Below are 22,114 nucleotides of genomic sequence, written 5' to 3' on the forward strand. Positions count from 1 at the left end.
ATTCTGTGGAATTGCTTGAAAATTGCTGGAATACAATGAGTTTTGTGGAATTAAGGTGACAGAATCTGTCATAGCCATTGTGTATGTTAAAAGGGCATTGTTATAAATCTGTTTTTCGGAGTGCTCATGGCCAACAATTACTTAACTAAATCCAAGTTCACACATTGTCTGGAATGCCCAACAAAGCTCTACTACAAAAACCACGAAGACGAGTATGCCACTTCACAAGACGACAATGATTTCCTACAAGCTTTAGCTGAAGGCGGTATCCAAGTTGGGGAATTAGCCAAGCTGTACTATCCCGGTGGCGTTGAGATTCCTTATTCCAGAGATAAATCTGTTTCCATTGAGCAGACTAAAGAATTGCTTCAACAAGATGAGGTTGTAATTTATGAAGCAGCTATCCAACATGGATTGACATATTCCTTGGTTGATATCCTTGTTAAAGAGGGCAACGAGATCAAACTCATTGAGGTAAAATCAAAGTCTTGGGAATCGGGCGAAAGCTTCTACAAGCAAAATGGAGAGTTATACCCAAAGTGGCATAAGTATCTCTACGATGTAGCCTTCCAGACCTGGGTGATGCAAAAGGCTTATCCTGAATTCAATGTTCGTCCTTATCTCATGTTGATTGATAAAGGGGTTCCAACCAGTGTGGACGGCTTGCATCAGTACTTTAAGATCGTGGAGAATGAAGAAGGGCGGAGTGAAGTCAAGTTGACTGAAAACCGATCTGATATTGAGTTGGGCGATCCGATTATGACCACCATTGATGTCTCGAATGAAGTAGCCCTCATCTTTAACGGGGAAGCTCGAGAGCCGGAAAGCAAACTGGAAGCCAAAGACTTTGATCAGTGGATTGAGGGATTGTGTGAGCTGATTCGTAAAGATGAAAAATACCCGGTGACCATAGGAGCCAAATGCCGGAATTGTGAGCATCGGGTGAACCCCGAAAAGCTGAACGGTAAAAAAGCCGGGTTTAATGAGTGCTGGAAAGAAGCGTTGAATTGGAGCGAAAAAGAACTTGCCAAACCACATGCCTTTGATGTGTGGTACGCCGATTCAAAAAAGTATATAGATGATGAGATCTATCTCATGGAGGAGATCACTCCAGAGTATTTGGACGTAGATGAAGACTCTTTGTACCAACAGCCGATTTGGGATAGCAGAGATGAGCGAAAACTGGCTCAGGTTATGAAAATGACCGGCCGGCATGATGCTAGTGAAGTGATCCTGCCCGGACTATTCCAGGAAATGGAAAGCTGGACCTATCCTCTGCACTTCATCGACTTTGAGGGTATTGCTCCGGCTATTCCGTTTCACAAAGGGTGTTATCCCTATAAAAAGATACCCTTTCAGTTTTCTATGCATAACGTTTACGATGATGGAAGAGTAGAACATGCGGCTGAATGGGTGGACAAAAGAAAGGGCGTGTATCCGGGCTTTGATTTTGTACGGGAACTCAAGAAAGTCCTGGAACAGGATGAAGGCAGCGTGTTTATGTATCATCATTATGAAAAGACGACCTTGAATGATGTGAAAAGACGCCTATTGGAATCTGAAGAACCGGATCGGGAAGAACTGATTGCCTGGATTGATACGCTGGTCACCAAAGGAGCACCACGAGAACTCATTGATCAGCAGTGGCTGGTTGTGAAGTATTACTACTCGGTGTACATGGGCGGTTCCAACAGCATCAAAGATGTATTACCCGCTGTTTTAAACGAAAGTGAAACCCTCAAGCAAATTTATTCCAATCCTTATTCAGGATTAAGCATGAAAGACAAAGTGCTCTACCAAACCAATGAAAACGGAAAGGTGATCAATCCCTATAAGCTGCTTGATCCGGTGGGCTATGGCATTCCGGATGAATCCGAAGATGTGGAAATAGAACTGGAATCCGGGGAACGAATCACCGAAGGTGGCACCGCCATGATGGCCTGGGCACGCATGCAGTTTGATGATTTGCCGGAAGAGGAGCGGGATAGGGTGTTTGAGGCTTTACTGCGTTATTGTGAGTTGGATACGCTGGCCATGGTGATGATTTATCAGCATTGGGAGTTTTTGAAAGATTAAATCAAATCAATTCTATGATTGAAAAAGAACCAGAGATATTCTACAAACTTTACCCATATGATTTTTGGCTGAATAAGGCCAATATGTTGAAAAGTAAAATTGACTCAAAAGGCTCCGCCAGTGACGATATTGGAATATCTGGATATGGCTCTGATCAGAAGCGGTATCAAAGGATGCTCAACTATGAACTACACTTTACTTACTTTCAGCAAGTAGAGGCTTTATTCGAACTATTATTTGCTCTCCAAAAGAAGGACGACAAGCATATTTGGCTTTATTTAAACAACTCGAAATGGCATAAAAATTTAAAGAAAATAGAAAAGATTGCTACTGGAGAACTTAATATTGATTCCCAAAAGGTAGAGCTAGAAAATGGAGACAAAAGAAGCTTTTTGGAATGGGCCTTTTATGCTGGGATAGATCACAAAATGTCAAAAAAAGATCTACAGAATACATTAACAAAAGCTAAAAGATTAATTCAGCAAGCAGCCAAAGATTTTGTCGATCGACAATCTTACAATGCCTATAAACATGGGTTAAGAATCCTTCCGCTGTTAGATAATGATTATTTGAAAGACGAACGTATTACTGAAGCTATAGGAGATAATGATTTTTCAAATTCTTTTACCTACTTGGATTTTGAAAAGGATGGAAGTGGATTCTCTGAAATTACTGTCTCATATAACCCTGAGCAGGATATAGAAAGAATTAATTTTATGTCTTTATTAATGGCAAACATGATAAGGAATAGAAGGAGTCAATTTTACAAAGAAGATACCCTAAGATTTACTGCTTTTTCTAAATTAGACCCAGTTGACCATATTAAGGGAGCTCATCAAAGAAAAAAACTAGTTATTGAGCATAAGCTTCCTAAAAGAGATATGTTTTGAACTATATTTTTGAGGAACTTCTCTTTCTATTCCTTTATGTTCTGCTAACCTCTTAATTTAGTTATAAAACTTTGTAGCTAAAGCAGGAAAGAGTCCTTACAATACCAACAAGCCCTTAATAAGATTTAATGACCAAAGAAAGTCAGATTGAAGAACAATTAATTGAGCAGCTGCAGGAGCTGAAATATACCTATAGATCTGATATTACGGATAGGGATTCGTTGGAAGCAAACTTCAAAAAGAAGTTTGAATCGCTTAATCGGGTACACTTATCAGAGAGTGAATTTCTACGGCTTAGAGAAGATATTATTGAGCCGGATGTTTTTGAAGCTTCTAAAAAGCTTCGTGAAAGACAATACTTCCAACGAGAAGATGGTACACCCCTTCATTACACTTTAGTGAACATTAATGAGTGGTGTAAGAATGAATTTGAGGTTATTAGACAACTGCGTATCAATACAGAGAACAGCAATCAGAGGTATGATTTAGTACTTTTGATTAATGGTCTACCAGTTGTACAGATTGAACTGAAGAGATTAGACATCTCACCACGGAAAGCCATGCAGCAGATCGTGGATTATAAGAATGAGCCCGGCAATGGGTACGGAAATACTTTGATGTGTTTCATGCAGTTGTTCATAGTGAGCAACAGAAGCAATACGATTTATTTTGCCAACAATAAAAATCAGCACTTTCAATTCAATGCTGATGAGCAGTTTTTGCCCATTTACCAACTGGCAGATGAGAGCAATAAAAAAATTACTCACCTTGAACCGTTCACCAAGAAATTTCTCTCCAAGTGTACATTGGGTGAAATGATCAGTAAATATATGGTGCTGGTGGAAAGCGAGCAGAAAATGCTGGTCATGCGGCCATATCAGATCTATGCAGTAAAAGCTATTGTAGATTGTATAGATCAAAATCGGGGTAATGGGTATATATGGCATACTACAGGAAGTGGTAAAACGCTTACTTCTTTTAAGGCTTCTACACTGCTAAAGAGCAATCCAAATATCGAAAAGTGTCTTTTTGTGGTTGACCGAAAAGATCTTGATCGACAAACCCGAGAGGAATTCAATAAATTTCAGGAGGGTAGTGTAGAAGAAAATACCAATACCGAAATGTTGGTTAGGCGTTTACTCTCCACGGACTATGCAGATAAGGTTATTGTAACTACTATTCAGAAATTAGGATTGGCCTTGGATGGTGGCTACAAAAGAAATTATAAAGAACGACTGGAGCCTCTAAGCGATAAACGCATGGTATTCATCTTTGATGAGTGTCACCGCTCACAATTTGGAGTTAACCATCAGGCTATAAAAGAGTTTTTTCCAAATGCCCAACTTTTTGGTTTTACCGGGACTCCCATATTTGATGATAATGCAAATTATAAAATCCGGGAAGGGCAATATGAAAAGTACAAGACCACAGAAACCGTCTTTGAAAAACAGCTTCATGCTTACACAATTACTCATGCTATAGATGATAAAAACGTACTACGATTTCATATAGATTACTTTAAAGGGAAGGGGGATCAAAATCCGAAACCAGGAACTGGAATTGCTCAACATGCTGTAGCAGAAGCGATTATCGACAAGCACAATAAAGCGACCAATCAGCGTAAATTTAATGCCATTTTTGCCACCTCATCCATTAATAATGCGATTGAATACTACCGTATATTCAGTGAACTTCAAGAAGAAAAGAAAACTGAAAATGAAGACTATGTTCCGCTCAATATTGCCTGTGTATTTTCTCCTCCGGCACAATTAATTGCTAAGGAAGGAGACAAGAGAAGCCAGAGAAATGCGGCCGATATACAGCAATTGCAGGAAGATTTGGCTCAGGAAAAAGAAGATAACAAGCATAATCCTGAGGAAAAGAAAGAAGCTTTAATGGAAATTATTGCTGACTACAATACTCAGTACGGCACCAATCACAGCATCAATGAATTTGACTTGTACTATCAGGATGTGCAAAGCCGGATTAAAGACCAGAAATTTAGCAACAAGGATTATCCGCATAAAAACAAGATTGATATAACCATTGTGGTAGATATGTTGCTTACCGGATTTGATTCCAAATACCTCAACACCCTATATGTAGATAAGAACTTAAACTATCATGGATTGATCCAGGCGTTTTCGCGGACCAATCGGGTATTAAATGATAGTAAACCCTATGGGAATATTTTAGATTTCCGCTCTCAGCAGGAATCAGTAAATGAGGCTATTACCCTCTTTTCTGGTGAAGATGCTGGAAAAGCCAAAGAAGTCTGGATGGTTGATCCTGCTCCTGTTGTAATTGATAAATACCAAGAAGCTGTGGAGAAACTGGGCGTATTCATGCAAGAACATGATTTGGTGAACGAGCCGGGGGAAGTGTACAACCTGAGAGGTGATGCAGCGAAGGTTGCTTTCATAAAAAACTTTAAGGAAGTACAACGTCTTAAAACCCAGCTTGATCAGTACACGGATTTGGATGAAGAACAACAGGCTTCTATCGAAAAAATTCTTCCTGAAGAGACTTTACAAGAATTCAGGAGTTCTTATTTAGAAACAGCTAAGCATCTGCGAGATATACAACAAAAAGAAGGCGAAGATGCGCCTGAAGATATTCAGCAGCTGGATTTTGAGTTCGTACTCTTCGCTTCTGCGGTAATTGATTATGATTACATCATGAACCTGGTAGCTGACAGCACGCAGAAGAAACCTTCCAAGCAAAAAATGTCCAAGGCCCAGGTCATAAGTCTTTTGAAGTCCAATTCCAACCTGATGGAGGAAGAGGAAGACCTGACGGATTACATTAACAGTCTGGATTGGGACAGTGGAAAGGATGTACAAACACTTCGAGAAGGCTATGAAACCTTTAAAATAGAAAAGCATGAAAAAGAATTGGCAGCTATTGCGAATAAACACGGTTTACAAACGGCTGACTTAAAAAGCTTTGTAGAACAGATTATGAGCCGAATGATATTTGACGGGGAAAACCTCACCGATTTACTGGAACCTTTAGAACTTAGCTGGAAAGAACGCAGAACCAAAGAACTGGCATTGATGGAAGACTTAGTTCCACAATTAAAAAAACTGGCTGAAGGGCGTGAAATTTCGGGGCTAGCTGCTTATGAGTAAAGAGAATAAATTGACACCTGAGTTACGGTTTCCGGAGTTTGATAAGGATGGAAATTGGAAGCTGGCACCATTTAATAAATTATATTCATTAAAGATTACAAACTCATTTTCCAGAAATAAGCTAAACCTAGAAACGGGCTCAGTAAAAAATATTCATTATGGTGATATACATACTCAATTTTCAACACTTTTTGATATAACTAAGGAAAAAGTTCCCTTCATTAATCCAGATGTTTCTATCGAAGGAATAGATCAAGAAAATTATTGCTCTGAAGGTGACATAATAATGGCTGATGCCTCAGAAGATTTAGATGACATTGGCAAAAGCATTGAAATAGTAAATTTAAATAATGAAAAACTACTATCTGGTCTTCATACTCTACAGGCTAGACAAATAAAACCAAATTTCATTATCGGTTTTGGTGGTTATTTATTTAAATCTGCAGCTATACGAAAACAGATAAAGAGACAGGCTCAAGGAGCAAAAGTTTTAGGGATTTCTAAGGGAAGAATTTCTGAAATAAATGTCTATTACCCTGAAAAAAAAGAAGAACAACAAAAAATCGTTGACTGTCTTTCTTCTTTAGATGAATTGATAACCGCCCATAAAAATAAGTTAGATTCTCTCAAAGACCACAAAAAGAGCTTGTTACAAAACTTCTTTCCTCATGACAAAAGAAAGAAACCTAAGTATCGTTTTCCAGAGTTTGAGAAAGAGGGGGACTGGGAAATGGGTAAATTTTCGAAATATATAAAATTAGATAGGGGAAGTTCACCACGCCCAATAAGAGAATATCGAACAAAAAGTGATGATGGAGTAAATTGGATTAAAATTGGTGACACCGGTGCTGATGATGATTTTAAAATCAGCTCCGTAGAGGAAAAAATAACGCAAAAAGGTGCAGAAAAATCCAGGAGAGTTAGTAAGGGCGAATTGATTTTGGCCAACTCCATGAGTTATGGTAAAACTTATGAAATAGATATTGATGGATGCATATACGATGGTTGGTTTGTCCTTCGGGAATATGAAGAATCATTTGATAAACAATTCCTTCTTCAGCTTCTCAATTCGGATTATATGCAATATCAGTACGAAAAATATGCTGCTGGCGGTATTGTGAAAAACATTAGTAGTAAAATTGTATATAACACGGTGCTCCCTAGGCCATCGCTAGATGAACAAAAGAAAATTGCCTCTTGTCTCTCGGAATGTGATGAATTAATCCATGCTGAAAAAGATAAATTAGAAGAGTTAGAGTTGCATAAAAAGGGCTTGATGCAAGGGCTATTTCCTAAAATAAGTAATTAAAGAAAATGAGCGATCGTACAAATTTTAATAGCTTAGAAGAAGTTGCGGATCATTTTAGGAAATATTTAACTGGAGATCGTAGAAGTGAGAAAGAGTTTATACTACTCTTTGCACATAATGGGACTGGGAAGACAAGGTTATCCATGGAGTTTAAAGAGCTGGGTAAGGCAGATGAAGAAACTCGTGATACCTTATACTTTAATGCTTTTACAGAAGACCTGTTTGTTTGGGATAATGATCTTGAGGGGAATGTAAATAGAGCTTTAAAACTGAATAAGGATTCGGTCTTTTTTGAGGGTCTCCAGGAATTGGAAATGGAAAACCGTATTGGACCCATTTTTCAAAACTATGTAGACCTAAATTTCTTCATTGATTACGATGAGTATAAAGTAACTTTCTCAAGAGATATCGTAGTTGACGGAGAACAAGAAACCATTAGTGATATAAAAATATCAAGAGGAGAGGAAAATCTATTCATTTGGTGCTTTTTTATAGCAATATGCGAGTTAGCAGTTGACCATGTAGAAAATGAAGACGGGGCATACAGCTGGGTTAAATACATATATATAGATGATCCAATTTCATCGTTGGATGAAAATAATGCAATAGCTGTAGCTTGTGACTTGGCAAGGTTAATTAAAAGGGACGATAACAACATTAAGACCGTAGTCTCAACTCATCATAGTCTCTTTTTCAATGTCATGTTTAATGAGCTTTGCCGGAAAATTAAGAATAAATGCTACTTCTTACATTCAAATGGGTTAAATAATTATGAGTTAAAGAATACAGGTGATACTCCTTTTTTTCATCATATTGCAGTAATTAGTGAACTAAAAAAAGTAGCAGAATCAGATTTAATATATACTTATCACTTTAATGCAATGAGAAGTGTATTAGAAAAAACAGCAAGCTTTTTTGGATATGATAAAATTGATAAGTGTATCCATGGTTTAGAAGATGAAGTTCTTTTTGAAAGAGCTTTACAGTTATTTAGTCATGGTAAATATTCTGTATTTGATCCGAGAGAGATGGGAGTTGACAATAAGGACCTATTTAAAAGAATATTAGATGGATTTTTAGAAAAATATGAATTTGATCTTCCTGAAATATTCAATGACGAAATTCAAACTGAAGAATAATGACTAAGAAACAACAACAAGAGTTAGGTAAAACACTTTGGAACATAGCTAATCAATTGCGAGGGGCTATGAATGCTGATTCCTTTCGTGATTACATGCTTTCCTTTTTGTTTTTAAAGTATCTCTCAACGAACTATGAAGCATCGGCTAAGAAAGAGCTAGGATCAGATTATCCTGATGATACGCCTCCAGATGTAATGGAAAAGCTCAATGCAAATTCTCCACTACAAGTTTGGTATGCTGAGAATGAAGAGTTCGTACCTGAGTTTGAAAAACAAATGCGTAGAAAAGTACATTACGTTATCAAACCTGAACACCTCTGGAGTAACATTTCTGAAATGGCCCGGACTCAGGACGGCGACCTATTGGTTACTCTTGAAAAAGGGTTCCGTTACATTGAAAACGATTCGTTTGAGAATACGTTTCAAGGCTTGTTTTCAGAAATCAATCTGAGCTCTGACAAACTGGGTAAGACACCAAAAGAACGAAATAAAAAGCTCTGTACTATCATCCAGAAGATCGCAGAAGGGATTGCTGATTTCTCAACCGATACAGATACGCTTGGTGATGCCTATGAATATTTAATTGGCCAGTTTGCTGCCGGTTCAGGTAAAAAGGCGGGTGAATTTTATACCCCTCAACAAATCTCTACCATTCTCTCTGAGATCGTCACCTTAGACAGTCAAGATCCCTCAACGGGCAAGAAGAACAAACTGGATAATGTACTTGATTTCGCTTGCGGTTCCGGTTCCTTATTACTGAACGTTAGGAAGCGCGTTATAGAAAATGGTGGAACCATTGGTAAAATTTACGGGCAAGAAAATAACGTAACCACATACAACCTGGCCAGGATGAACATGCTCCTTCACGGGATGAAAGATACCGAGTTTGAGATTTTCCATGGTGACACTTTAAAAAACCAGTGGGACGTTTTGAATGAAATGAATCCTTCCAAAAAAACGGAGTTTGACGCCGTTGTTGCTAATCCACCCTTTAGTTTACGATGGGAGCCAAATGATGCCATGGCTGAAGATTTTCGATTCAAGAGTTATGGTTTAGCACCCAAATCAGCTGCCGATTTTGCATTCTTATTGCATGGTTTTCATTTTCTAAGTCAGGAAGGAACCATGGCAATTATTCTTCCACATGGTGTTCTATTTCGAGGTGGTGCAGAAGAACGAATTCGCACCAAATTACTCAAAGACAACAATATCGATACTGTGATAGGATTGCCTTCTAATCTGTTCTATTCGACTGGTATCCCTGTTTGTATTCTTGTGTTGAAAAAGTGTAAGAAGGAAGACGATGTACTTTTCATAAATGCGAGTGAGCACTATGATTCTGGGAAGAGGCAAAACTCACTTGGAGAAGAACACATCTCTAATATTGTCGATACTTACAAAGACAGAAATGAAGCTGACCGTTATTCTCGCAAAGTTTCATTGGATGAAATCGAAAAGAACGGTTTCAATCTAAACATTTCGAGATATGTGAGTACAGCAGAGGCGGAGCCTCGCGTAGATTTGCATGAGGTGAATAAAAAACTGGTGGATTTGGAAAAGGATATTACTGAGACTACAAAGAAGCATAATTCTTTTTTAGAGGAGTTGGGATTGCCTTTATTGCCTTTAGGTGATTCGGAGAGTAAGGAGTAAACGAGTTGTAGCACTAACGGTAGTTCGCTCTAAAGAGTGAAGTTTTTACATGCATCAACAGCTTCCCTAAAAAAACGGGATATGCTGAAGCCTATATTGGGGATGAATAAATTATCATTTTTATAAAGATTAGATCGTAGAATGAACACGAATAGCAAAGCGAACCTATCTACTTTATTCAAAGATAGAATCTATATTGTTCCAAATTATCAGAGAGGATATTCCTGGACGCCTTCAAATGTAAAAGACCTATTAAAAGATGTAGAAAATGCGATAAATCTTGGGGTGCCACATTACATGGGCACTGTAGCATTACATAAACAAGAAGAACGTATTGATATTGATGACTACACGGAATGGGATCAATTTCATGTAGTTGATGGTCAACAGCGTTTTACGACTTTAATTATGATCATCAGTGAATTGATTAATCGAATTGAAGGAGAGGATGTTGAAAGGTTAATCGAGCAGTATTTGAAGATAAGAGGACAGTATATATTTCGGTACGAAGTGGATGAGATTAACAATCAATTTTTCAGATCCAGAATACTCAATCTGGAAAATAGTACTACAGATGAGAAAAACTTGTATTCAGTAAATTTTCTAAAAGCTAAAGAGGCAATATCTACATATTTCGATAATTTTGAGAAAGATTATTATGTGAAATTTCTAAAAAAACTCCGCAGGGATCTTTACTTCAATGAATTCACAGTTGAAAATCTAACACAAGTCAGTATAGTATTTGAAACGATAAATAACCGTGGATTATCATTGTCTACCTTGGAGCTGGTCAAAAATAGATTGCTGTATCTATTAGGAAAATCATCTGAGCGGGAAAACAGCAAAAAGAATACAGGGAAAAGAGATGCAACAAATTTTAAGTCATTAATTGACAATTTTAACAGAGAGTGGGGAAACCTCTTAAAAAATCTAACACTTCCAAATAAAGTATTAAGCGAGGATGAATTTTTAAGGTATCATTGGAGAATGTACAGAGGGTATGAAACGGAGATTTCAATAAAGAATCAGATTTTAAAAGAAGAATTTACTGTAGATCAACTCGTCAGTCAGGATAATTACATTGGTAAAATAGATGAGTACGCAAAAAGTCTAGCTACCTATTCATTGTATTGGAAATATATAAATCATCCAGAGTCGCCGGATGCATTTGATTTTATACTCGATGGAAATCAAAGAAAAAAAATTAAAACCCAGCTTGTCCGCTTAAAGAGATTAAATACAGCAACGATTAATCCACTACTACTTGTCGGTGCCGATATTTCCAGGGAAGAGCCAGAGTTTTATATTAGACTCTTGAAATTATGTGAACTGTTTTCGTTTCGAGTTTATGAAATGAATAGACGTCGATCTGATGTAGGGCTTTCGACATTTGCAGGAGCAGCAAATCAGCTATTTGAGGCTTATAATAATGGTAACGTTAAGACAATTGACGAAGCGAAATCTGATTCTATTAAAAAATTAAAGTCAAACATCAGTGAGTATGGAAATTGGCAAAAGTTTGAAAGCGAAATTGAAGAGCTTTTTAGGTCAGAAAAGAAAAGTGGATACTATTCGTGGAAGGGACTTCTTTATGCCTTATATGAATATGAAGAAATTTTAAGAGGTAATGAGGCTCCAAAATTAGACTATAATGAAATCACAAAGGAAAATTCTGTAGAACATATATATCCACAAACACCTGACCATGAATACTGGACGGATAGATTTGGTGATTTTAATAATGATGAGCGAAAAAGGAAATTACATTCATTAGGTAACTTTCTGCTTTTAACAAAGGGTAAAAACTCAAGAATCAAAAATTATCCATTTGACAAAAAAATAGCTGAGTATAAGATGAGTAATTATTCTGCTAATGAATTGGCAAAAAACCATTCAAATAATGAGTGGACCCCTGAAAAGATTGAAGAAAGAGAGAGTAAGCTTTTGCAATTCATATATGATCGATGGGATTTTGATAAGATCAATAATGCAGTGTTGGCAGAGGATGAAAAGGAATATATAGAAGATGAAGAAGAATTAAGTATTGAGACTGACAAATAGAATGTCTGATATCAAATTATTCTGTAATGATAAATAATGATCTTGTCATAAAGATGTTACCAGTTCTAAATGGAGATTGTATTTCAATAAACTTTCTCGGCAATGATCAAAATAGACATAACATAATAATAGATGGTGGTTTTCAAGGGACTTATCAGAATACTTTAAAGCAAGAAGTGCAGCGAGTTAAAGAGGGAGAGGAATTAATTGATCTACTTGTTGTAACTCACACTGATCAAGATCATATCGGAGGAATAATAAAACTTATCCAAGATTATGGAGAAGAGGGGTTGATAAAAAAAGTATGGTATAATTCTTCCTCTGGCGATCCTAATCTTGATTTTTCAGGCATGATTAGTATAAAAGATGGAATAAAGCTACGTGAATTATTATTAGAGCTTGGATTTCTTGAGGATATTCAAATTACAAATGAGTTAGACTCATTAGATTTAGCAGGTGCAAAACTTTCAGTTGTTTCTCCTGGTAGTAAAGAACTTGATAGAGTTATTGATGAGTTTGAAAAATTTAGTTCAGAAGAATCAATGATATCTTTGACTGAACCAGATCATGGATTTTCAGTAGAAAGATTAATTGAAAATGAATTTAATGAAGGTGATCAGCTCTATAATGCCTCAAGTATTGGTTTGCTAATGAGTTTGTGCGATATTAAAGTGCTTTTGTTATCTGATTGCGTGCCGTCAGTTATAATAAAATGGCTTAAAGAGAAAGGGTACTCAGAGAGTAATAAACTCAAAGTTGACTACATGTCAATGCCTCATCATGGAAGTAAGAGGAATATAAATGATGAGATGATTTCACTAATAGAATGTGAGAATTTTTTGATCAGCGCAAATGGATTGAATCGATATAATTTACCACATAAAGAAAGTTTAGCAAGAATTGTTCACAGTTCGATTAGTAGTAATCCTAAGTTTTATTTTAATTACGATAACGAAGTTTTAAGATCAATTTTTACAAAACAAGAAATAGAAGACTACAATATATCGTGCTTCTACGGGGATCATTCTAAAAATGGACTCACTATCACCAATTGAAATAATTAGTACATCTACCTGCAGAGTTAAAACACCAAACGGTAAAGGCACAGGAGTATTATTTAAAGTTGATCATTCTGATCAATCTTATTTATTGACAGCTAAACATTGTTTGCTTGGTGCATCTCTAAGTGAAGCATTGGATATAAATGATGTGCAATTAACTACTTTTGATCATTCAACATTATCTCTGAATGAAACTTGTGAAATTTATTATCCTGATGATTTAGATATAGCTCTTATAAAATTATATGCACAGCCAGAAATTCCAGCTTTGGGATTGCAACTTATAAACACGCATTATTTTAATGGGAAGTGTTCTTTCAAAGGCTATCCCAAAGCATATAATAATATCGAACAGATTGGGCTGAATGCAGAATATTCAGAAAACAATATACTAACTGTAAACACACCTCTATCCACTTTTGAAAGTGATCCGCTTTATAATGTGAAAGGATTTTCAGGGAGTGGCGTATTTTGCCATGATGGAGAAAATGTTTATTTGTCCGGCATCGTCACTAAGTATCTTGGAACATTTCAACGATTTCGTGTGGTTGACCTTTCCTTTTTGAAGAATGTTGAACATCTGGAAAAAGTAAATACGGATATTTTTTCTTCGCTTCCCGAAAATAAGGCCATCCAGAAGGACTTAGAAAAAATTACTGCCAAAAGTGAGAGAAACCTGGATTCAATAAAATCACTATTAGCTAATAAATATCATGTGGAACGTGATGAGATTAAAAAAGAGTTTAAAGGAAAAATTCAAAAGTTTGATGCCGTTGTAATAACCGGAAAAGCTGGAGTTGGTAAATCAGCTTTTGCAAAATCAATTTTAAAAGACCTATCTGCAGATCAGAAATATAATCCTATTGTTTTCAAAGCGGAAGAATTTGCTGTTTCATCATTAGATATCGTGTTTGATTATCTGGAAAATAACTTAGAAGCAGTACTAAAGGAGGTAGGAAGAGAACAGCAGTTGGTGATACTAATTGATAGCGCTGAAAAATTAATAGAGGTAGAAAATTATCATGCTCTGAAAGAATTCATTGGTGTAGTTAAAAAGCTTAAGGGTGTAAAGCTAATTATTTCGTGTCGTACGTATGCGTATCAGCAATTATTATATGACTTACACAATTACTTGCCTGCCTACAGAAGCATTGAAGTAAAGCGTTTCAGTAAAGAGGAATTAAAAAATGTGGCGACTGTTTTTCCCAAGATTGAGCCTTTGATTAATGAATCAAGGCTGAGTAAGATTTTGAGCCGTGCTTTTTATCTAAATTTGGCTGCATCTCATGCAGAGCAATTTCTGGAAGGAGGAAACCTCACAGAACCTGAGTTTAAAAGAATTATATGGGATGAAATAATATCTAAGAGATCCCAAGAGCGAGCCGCAATATTTGAGAAAATTGCTGTTGACCGTGCTATTAGTATGAAGCAGTTTATAAATGTTGAAGATGTTGACCAAAGTATCCTGGAGGATTTGAAAAAGGATGAGATTATTGAAGCTGAAGAGCAGTTACAAGAATCTTATAGGGCTACACATGATATCTATGAGGATATAGCTTTAGTACGGCATATAGAACGAGTATTCCAAAGGAAAAGATCTAAGATTGAATTTTTTGAAACGCTTGGAGGAAAGCAGCCAGCTATAAGAAGAGCTTTTCGGCTTTGGTTAATTGAATGCTTGGAAATCAATCCAGAAAGGCTTTCTGTATTGATAGAAGAAGTGATTAATAATGAAGAATTAGGGTCATTCTGGAAAGATGAGGTGTTAGTCTCAATTCTAAGATCAAACTATAGCGAGAGGTTCTTAAGAGATTACAATAAAACTGTTTCTGAGAATTCATTTCAACTTTTATTAGAACTAATGCAGCTTTTAAGAACTGCTTGTCAAGTACCAAATGAAGAGCTTTCAAGAATGGTAGCAGAGGCAGATATAGTTGATGGGGAAGCATCGGCTTTTCTTAAACCTGATGGATTTGGGTGGACAGTAATAATAGAATATATAAGAGATAACATTGATAGTCTTTCAGGCCATGTAAAAGTTATACTTGACCTAATTATTAAGGACTGGTCGAATAAATTAAGTTGGAGTGAGCCGCTCCCAAGAGAGGCAGAAGCGGTACGAGATATTTTAGTGCACTATATAAACTGTTTGAAAAAGTCAGTTAGTGAAGAAACTGACTTTCGCTTGTCTGATAAACATCTCGAGGGCATGGTCAAGTTATTAGTACGTATAACAAAGGTTTCAAAACAACCATTGGCAGAATTGATTAATGAATCGCTTTCATATCAACCCAAAAGGTTTGAAGAGCGCCAATTAAGAAGTTTGTACGATGAAATAACCAAGGTATGTCTATCAGGTATAAATTGTAGAAGTGTTTGCCAAGAATTACCTGATTTGGTTATTAGAATGGCTAAAAAAAATTGGTTAATAACAGAATCAGAGGAAGAAATATGGGGTAGTACTTTTGATATTGAAACGGATTTCGGAATTACAAGTGCTCATGAATTCTCCTATTTCCCCGCAAATATGTACAAAACCCCAGTACGGTTTTTACTATGGTTTCACCCCTGGAAAGCTCTAAATTTTATTGTGGAACTCATAAATCATGCTACAAATTCGTACGCCGAAAGTGAGAGAGGAAAAAGGAGCAATATAAAAGAAGTAACTATTACTAGTCTTCAAGGAGTTGAGTCGAAACAGTTAGGTAATGAAGTGATTTGGGGCATGTATCGGGGTTTTGTTGAATCAGTACCCTATTTAATTACAAGCGTATTGATGGCCTTAGAAGAGTGGCTTCTAGGCTTGTGTGACCCCCAAAGTAAAATACCTAATAAAGAATTAACTAAAATATTCGAGTATTTATTAACAAACTCTGAGAGTGTGGCATTGACAGCAGTACTTGCGTCTGTCTCAATATCTAATCCTGAGAAAATAGGGCGTAGTGCTTTACCTATTATTAGAGTTAAAGAATTTTATGATTGGGATCGGCGTAGGCTTATTGGAGATAAATCCCCGCTAGCTCCTTGGGATCGGGAATTGCCATTCGCTCAAAAACACGTTCATCAATTCAACGAGCTTCCACACCGAAAGAGACATCTCGAACAATTAGTATCTATGTTGCAGGTATATGGGTATTCAGAGGAAGTAAATAAAATTCTCGATAATTTTATGGAAGGTTCAGAAGGAGATCCTAATTGGCAATTGGTAATAAGCCGCATGGATTTTCGGAATTTTCGGGTGGATGAGTCAATAGAACTTCCTGAAGAAAATAAAGTGGCATTAACAGCGCAAATTGATCCAAAGCTAAAAGAAACAATAGATAACCAAGAAGAAACGAAGGAGTTATTAATTGGCAACCAAATGATGTCCATTACTAATTGGGCACTTATGGCTCTTGAAGGTAAAATTAATGATCCTACTTACGAAGAGTGGAAGGAGAAATTTGAGACATACAATGAAATTATGACCTCAAATTCTCAGTCAGTTTGGCCGTTCGGCGATCCGCTCAACATCGCTATTTGTGCATTGAAATTGTTTAGAGATAAAATTTCAAAAGACGAATTCTTGTGGTCTTTAGAAGTGATTATTGAGGTTTTAAAGTTTAAAATACTTAGACACTTAAATGGAGATTATATGTCTCCAATTGGAGCCTTGAGTAATCATTTAAATGTTTTCGTACCGCAAATCTTAAAACTTGATCTAACGGAGGGACAAAAAAAAGAAACTAAAGAATTGATCTTTCTTGCATTGATTCATTTCCAAAACCATGAACGAGAACAGGTAATCGAAGCGTTTAGAAATGAATTATGGGATATAGATTCTGCATTCGCTCAAAGCTGTGTAAATGGATTATTAGAATACTCCCAAAAGTATAGAGAGATAATTATTAGGCGAAGAACTGGCAATCAGAGCAATTACTCTATTGAAAAGTTAAAAAAAGAGTACTCTGGTTTAGTCGAAGATGTGGTTGAAGAAAATATTGATGCTAATTTACAGCAATATGAGATTACAGTGCATTCATTATATTATTTAATCCATGCCACGCAACTAATTCCTTATTCCACAGACAAGCAAAAACACATTGATTGTTATATCTATGTTTTTGAGGCGATAGTAACAGAATGTTTAATAAAAGAGGAGGGAATTTCTCACGGAAATATTTACACTGAAAAAAACCACTATCGTAGAGCTCTTTCTAATTTAATTTTGCTAACTGATGAAAAGTATGGGCATCAAATTTTTGATAGAATTCTAGATTATTTATTCGAAGAAAGACAGAAATGGGAACGCAAGTTAGAAGAATTCTTAGATAACACTCTTGAAGACATTATACATGCACAAACTGAAATAAATAGTAGCCAATTTTGGAAGTTTTGGGAAAAGCTTGAAAAAAAACTAAGAACGAAAAAGGAAGAGAGGATCTTAAAGCATCTATTTCTTTCTTCAAGATGGTGGCCTTCTAATCAACAAGATTGGGAGCCATTAGCAGGTAAAAAACTTTATTATAAGCAGCTTACAAATGAATTTGGAGTATATGCTTTTGACTCTGTCTTAAAATTACTTTCCGGAATAGGAACGGCTAAACTTTTACCTGATGGTATTAATTGGATAAAGCAAATTTTTGAGTCTAAAGCTGATTTGAAATCATTTACCGAAGAATCAGATAGGTTCTACTATTTAGAAAAGCTTATTGAAGCAGCAAATAAAATGTATCAAACACAGATCAAAAATGATCAAGATCTAAGAGTATCTTTCTTATTTATTCTGGACTTACTAATAGAGAATGGGAGTTCTAAGGCTTATAACATAAGAGAGAGGTTTATCTCGGTTGGTTAATTTTACCTTCGTTCCGGTGCTCTGCTCTGGGATACAAAATAGAGGCTCTGCCTCCAACTAATTTTTACGATGTTGCTAGATCTGCAAAAGAAGTATCTGAGTTAAAGTGGGATAAATTTGCAAAGTCAGGAATGCAAATAAAAAACGTGGATTGAAATACTCTTCAGGTAATGACGATCTTAGTTCACATCTATTTGCTAAGAGGATGCCGTAAACTGTCACCTCTTTTTAATATATTGTTGGAAACAATCAAACACACATGGCCGCAGCAGAAAAAATAAAACACCTAATCAGGAGCTTTGCTGAGAATGATGAGGCTCAGTTCTACTCTATTGCTATGCAAATAGCAGCATCTGAAGCTAGAAAAGGACATACCAATGTTGCCAATGAATTAAAAAAATTGGTTGAAGAGGCAAAATCTGAACGGAGCTCTTCTGCTGTTACCAATGTTTTACAGCATCCTGTTTCCAAAGAGCTAAGAGAGATCCAGTACCTGGTTGAACTTGTTCCTCATACCTATAAATTAAGTGATATGGTGCTTTCTACTCCCGTTCGGGAGACACTTGAAAGAATCATTAAAGAGCAGCAGAAATTTAATGAGCTCCGTCAATTCAATTTAATGCCCCGCCGGAAATTATTGTTAACTGGTCCGCCAGGTTGTGGCAAAACGATGACAGCTGAAGCACTTGCGTCTGAGTTAGCGATTCCCCTATTCTCTATACGTCTTGATGGCCTGATAAGTCGTTACATGGGGGAGACGATTGCGAAGCTAAAACAGATCTTCAATGTAATGAACACAAAGCGAGGGGTTTATCTTTTTGATGAATTTGACAGCATTGGTTCTAATCGCTCTTATGGGAATGATGTTGGAGAAATTAAACGGGTACTCAACAGTTTTTTGCTGTTTATTGAGAAGGATCGTTCCAATAGTTTGATTATTGCCGCTACAAACATGCAGGAATCATTGGATAAAGCATTATTTAGAAGGTTTGATGATATTATAGAATACCCGTTGCCCGATAAGGAAGAGATTGCGACCCTGTTGCAAAGAAATTTGAAGCAACATAAAGGTGTTAGCAAAAAAGAATTTCATGCACTTGCTGAAAAAGCGGTGGGGCTAAATTTTGCAGATATTACGAGAGCTTGTGATGAAGCTTTGAAAGAGATGATTATTTCTGGGAATGATAAAATTTCTACCGATTTAATAGAACAATTTATCGAGAGACGGCAAACCTTGAACCAATCTTAATGCATGGCTGATGAACAGTATCCACATCTAAAATTTGATCGTTTTTTTAAATCGGGGAATTTTGAAAACCCAAGGGGTGGTGGCTCCAAGTTTGAGGTTGTTCAAAGAATAAGAAGATCACATGGAGCTTCTGTAAAAAGACAGTTTTCAAGTGCTGTAAATGAATTTGAGAACCGAGCTAAAGAAGAAAATGAAGATCTATTCAATGAAGATATAATTTATCTTGAGTTTGAATCAGAACCCGGCTATCACTTTAAAACAGACAGTTTTGACAATGGACATGGTTATTACAAGCTGAGCTACAGCAGGGTTGAAAAAAGGTTAATAGAGGGGGAAGTCAAAGAAGTCCAAAAGATTGGTATCTACATCAATAAAAAAGGCGTTTCAAAATTTTTAGATAAAATTGAACAATTTCTTGATCCCGAAAAAGATACTAAAAAAGGTAACCCAAGGAACCAACCTCTTCTTGCAAACATAGCATCTATCAGGGCTGCTACACTTGAATGTTTTTGGACCGAACCGACCGATGCTTTTTCAGAGGAAGGGGAAAATGAATGGTGGGAAATTTGGCTAAGAAGGGATGAGATTAATTCGGATGAAAAAGAGGACGAGCATGTCAGGGAGCTTTTGCAAGAAGTTGGTGCTGATGTAGGTAATAGAAGAATTCTTTTTCCAGAGCATATCATAATCTTAGCGAAAGGTACCCCCGATCAACTTTCTCGCTCTTTGCTTTATAGTGATAAATTATCTGAGCTAAGAAAGCCAAAGGAAACATCTGAGTTTTTTTTAAGAGAAGAACTGGAAGACTCAGATGATTGGCTTGAGAATTTACAGAATCGAATAGAAGATCATACAATTGAAGAAAGTGTTTTTGTATGTGTATTAGATAGCGGGGTAAATCGCGGGCATCCACTTCTCTCTCCTTTTCTTTCAGATCGCGATATGCATAAAATAAAACCTGATTGGGATGATGCGGACTCTTATCGAAGAGGACATGGGACTCAAATGGCTGGGAATGTACTATATGGTGACCTTACGGAACATTTAACTGGTGATGAGCAGATACAGCTTTTCCACAAACTGGAATCTGTTAAAATCATTAATCCGGATGATCCTAACGATGAGAAGTTATATGGAGCGATAACTATTGAAGCGGCAAATCAACCGGTCGTACTAAATCCAGATAATAATCGAGTTTATTGTATGGCCGTTTCTTCCAGTGATCATGATCATGAGGGAGAGCCTTCATCTTGGTCATCTGCAGTTGATCAAATAGTTTATGGCGATGTGGAAGAACCAAATGAGAAGTCGCTTTTTTTAGTTTCTGCAGGAAATGCATGGCTTGATAACTATCGAGACTATCCTGCTAAGAATGAGCAAACTCTTGTCAATGACCCTTCCCAGGCATTTAATGCTTTAACTATTGCAGCTTATACAGAAAAGGGTCAAATAAATCCTGAAAAATACCCGGACAGTTTTCCGCTTGCAACCAGAGGTAGCCTTTCTCCATTTAGTACAACCGGCGTTCAATTAGATAAAAAATGGGCAAACAAACCAGATGTGGTCTTTGAAGGAGGTAATCTAGGGATAGGTCCACAAGGATTGATAGAACCAGATTCATTGAAATTGCTCTCGGTTGGAGCTGATTTTCAGCGGCATCCATTTTCTGACAATCATGCAACAAGTGCTGCAACTGCTCTAGCTTCAAAGTTTGCTGCGGAGCTATATTCTGAATACCGTGATTATTGGCCAGAAACCATTCGTGGTTTAATTATCCATTCGGCTGAATGGAATGATGTCATGAAAAGAGGGAATGGTCTTAATAACGTTGCAGAAAAAAGAAAGTTGATTCGAACATATGGCTATGGTGTACCAGATTTAGCAAGAGCACGATATAGTGCAAGTGATCGCCTGACATTAATATCGGAAAGGACTATTCAGCCTTATATTAGAGAGGGATCAAATGACCCAAAAATTAATCAATATCATTTATATGAATTACCTTGGCCAGTAGAAGCTTTGAATAGCTTATTCGATGAAGAGATTCGTGTTAATGTCACCCTTTCTTACTTCATTGAGCCAAATCCAGGAAAAAAAGAATATAGCCAGAGTTATTCTTATCAATCAGTTGGGCTACGATTCAAAATGTGCAGGCCAAACGAAACTGATGAAGAGTTTGCAGCAAGAGTAAATAAATTAGCGAGAGATGATGATTACGAATCTGATGGTTCAGAAGATTGGAAACTTGGTCCTGATGTAAGAGATAAAGGTTCGATTCATAGGGATTGGTTAATGACTACAGGGCCGGAACTTGCCACAAAGAACAAAATTGCGGTGTTCCCTGTCGGAGGATGGTGGAAAACACGGAAAAAACTGGAAAGATATGGTGAATCAGTTCGTTACAGCTTGATTGTGAGTATTGATGCACCAAATCAAGATATTGGTGTTGATTTGTATACTCCTGTTCAAAATCTCATAAGTGTTGATATTGAAACGTAGGGTATGAAATTGCGGTATTACCGGTTCATCCAGAAATGAAACAGGGGCCAAGCTGGGGGCCATGCTACAGAAATAAGCCTTAATGTTGCTGGAAGGCCGGTTTTTATAATTTCGAGAGGGGCCATGCTTTATTCCAATTTCTAACTGATATTTGGATTATTCGGTTACCTATTACTTATAAGTGTATTTGCAAAACGTTTATTTAGG

Annotated in this window: 11 protein-coding genes; all 11 read left to right on the forward strand. The window is 36.7% G+C overall.

Annotation, left to right across the window (positions count from 1 at the left end; translation table 11 throughout):
• Positions 1-126 precede the first annotated feature (126 nt).
• The 11 genes from JJ941_RS11275 (at position 127) to JJ941_RS11325 (ending at position 21,907) form a co-directional block, all read left to right on the forward strand.
• On the forward strand, positions 127-2,076 hold the full coding sequence (locus JJ941_RS11275) for a DUF2779 domain-containing protein (RefSeq protein ID WP_290965176.1): 1,950 nt from the start codon (positions 127-129) through the stop codon (positions 2,074-2,076).
• A gap of 14 nt (positions 2,077-2,090) precedes the next feature.
• A complete protein-coding gene (locus tag JJ941_RS11280) occupies positions 2,091-2,966 on the forward strand; it encodes a hypothetical protein (RefSeq protein ID WP_290965177.1) in 876 nt (291 codons plus the stop codon).
• Between the two features lie 128 nt (positions 2,967-3,094).
• Entirely contained in the window at positions 3,095-6,097 is a 3,003-nt protein-coding gene (locus JJ941_RS11285; protein WP_290965178.1) for a type I restriction endonuclease subunit R, read from the forward strand.
• Positions 6,090-7,406: a restriction endonuclease subunit S gene (locus tag JJ941_RS11290; protein ID WP_290965179.1), complete on the forward strand. Its 1,317-nt coding sequence runs from the start codon at positions 6,090-6,092 to the stop codon at positions 7,404-7,406. Before JJ941_RS11285 ends, JJ941_RS11290 begins: the two co-directional genes overlap by 8 nt.
• 5 nt (positions 7,407-7,411) lie before the next feature.
• On the forward strand, positions 7,412-8,545 hold the full coding sequence (locus JJ941_RS11295; RefSeq protein WP_290965181.1) for an AAA family ATPase: 1,134 nt from the start codon (positions 7,412-7,414) through the stop codon (positions 8,543-8,545).
• The gene (locus JJ941_RS11300; RefSeq protein ID WP_290965184.1) at positions 8,545-10,200 is read left to right on the forward strand and encodes a type I restriction-modification system subunit M; all 1,656 of its coding nucleotides are present in this window, start codon (positions 8,545-8,547) and stop codon (positions 10,198-10,200) included. The genes JJ941_RS11295 and JJ941_RS11300 overlap by 1 nt, the downstream gene beginning before the upstream one ends.
• Positions 10,201-10,341: 141 nt before the next feature.
• Positions 10,342-12,261 carry a DUF262 domain-containing HNH endonuclease family protein gene (locus JJ941_RS11305; protein ID WP_290965186.1) on the forward strand — a complete coding sequence of 640 codons (1,920 nt, stop codon included), beginning with the start codon at positions 10,342-10,344 and terminating at the stop codon, positions 12,259-12,261.
• A gap of 53 nt (positions 12,262-12,314) precedes the next feature.
• Positions 12,315-13,316 carry an MBL fold metallo-hydrolase gene (locus JJ941_RS11310; protein WP_290965189.1) on the forward strand — a complete coding sequence of 334 codons (1,002 nt, stop codon included), beginning with the start codon at positions 12,315-12,317 and terminating at the stop codon, positions 13,314-13,316.
• On the forward strand, positions 13,294-18,159 hold the full coding sequence (locus JJ941_RS11315) for an NACHT domain-containing protein (protein ID WP_290965191.1): 4,866 nt from the start codon (positions 13,294-13,296) through the stop codon (positions 18,157-18,159). Before JJ941_RS11310 ends, JJ941_RS11315 begins: the two co-directional genes overlap by 23 nt.
• A 259-nt stretch (positions 18,160-18,418) precedes the next feature.
• The gene (locus JJ941_RS11320; protein WP_290965193.1) at positions 18,419-19,408 is read left to right on the forward strand and encodes an AAA family ATPase; all 990 of its coding nucleotides are present in this window, start codon (positions 18,419-18,421) and stop codon (positions 19,406-19,408) included.
• Between the two features lie 3 nt (positions 19,409-19,411).
• Positions 19,412-21,907 (forward strand): S8 family peptidase, encoded by a 2,496-nt coding sequence (locus JJ941_RS11325; protein ID WP_290965194.1) that lies wholly within the window; start codon positions 19,412-19,414, stop codon positions 21,905-21,907.
• The last annotated feature ends 207 nt before the right edge of the window (positions 21,908-22,114 follow it).

It is taken from the genome of Gracilimonas sp., from assembly GCF_017641085.1.
Classification (GTDB): Bacteria; Bacteroidota; Rhodothermia; order Balneolales; family Balneolaceae; genus Gracilimonas.

What these genes read in the sequence shown, in the direction of transcription:
- JJ941_RS11275 (WP_290965176.1), top strand. Translation starts at nt 127, where the DNA reads ATGGCCAACAATTACTTAACTAAATCCAAGTTCACACATTGTCTGGAA.
- JJ941_RS11280 (WP_290965177.1), top strand. Translation starts at nt 2,091, where the DNA reads ATGATTGAAAAAGAACCAGAGATATTCTACAAACTTTACCCATATGAT.
- JJ941_RS11285 (WP_290965178.1), top strand. Translation starts at nt 3,095, where the DNA reads ATGACCAAAGAAAGTCAGATTGAAGAACAATTAATTGAGCAGCTGCAG.
- JJ941_RS11290 (WP_290965179.1), top strand. Translation starts at nt 6,090, where the DNA reads ATGAGTAAAGAGAATAAATTGACACCTGAGTTACGGTTTCCGGAGTTT.
- JJ941_RS11295 (WP_290965181.1), top strand. Translation starts at nt 7,412, where the DNA reads ATGAGCGATCGTACAAATTTTAATAGCTTAGAAGAAGTTGCGGATCAT.
- JJ941_RS11300 (WP_290965184.1), top strand. Translation starts at nt 8,545, where the DNA reads ATGACTAAGAAACAACAACAAGAGTTAGGTAAAACACTTTGGAACATA.
- JJ941_RS11305 (WP_290965186.1), top strand. Translation starts at nt 10,342, where the DNA reads ATGAACACGAATAGCAAAGCGAACCTATCTACTTTATTCAAAGATAGA.
- JJ941_RS11310 (WP_290965189.1), top strand. Translation starts at nt 12,315, where the DNA reads ATGTTACCAGTTCTAAATGGAGATTGTATTTCAATAAACTTTCTCGGC.
- JJ941_RS11315 (WP_290965191.1), top strand. Translation starts at nt 13,294, where the DNA reads ATGGACTCACTATCACCAATTGAAATAATTAGTACATCTACCTGCAGA.
- JJ941_RS11320 (WP_290965193.1), top strand. Translation starts at nt 18,419, where the DNA reads ATGGCCGCAGCAGAAAAAATAAAACACCTAATCAGGAGCTTTGCTGAG.
- JJ941_RS11325 (WP_290965194.1), top strand. Translation starts at nt 19,412, where the DNA reads ATGGCTGATGAACAGTATCCACATCTAAAATTTGATCGTTTTTTTAAA.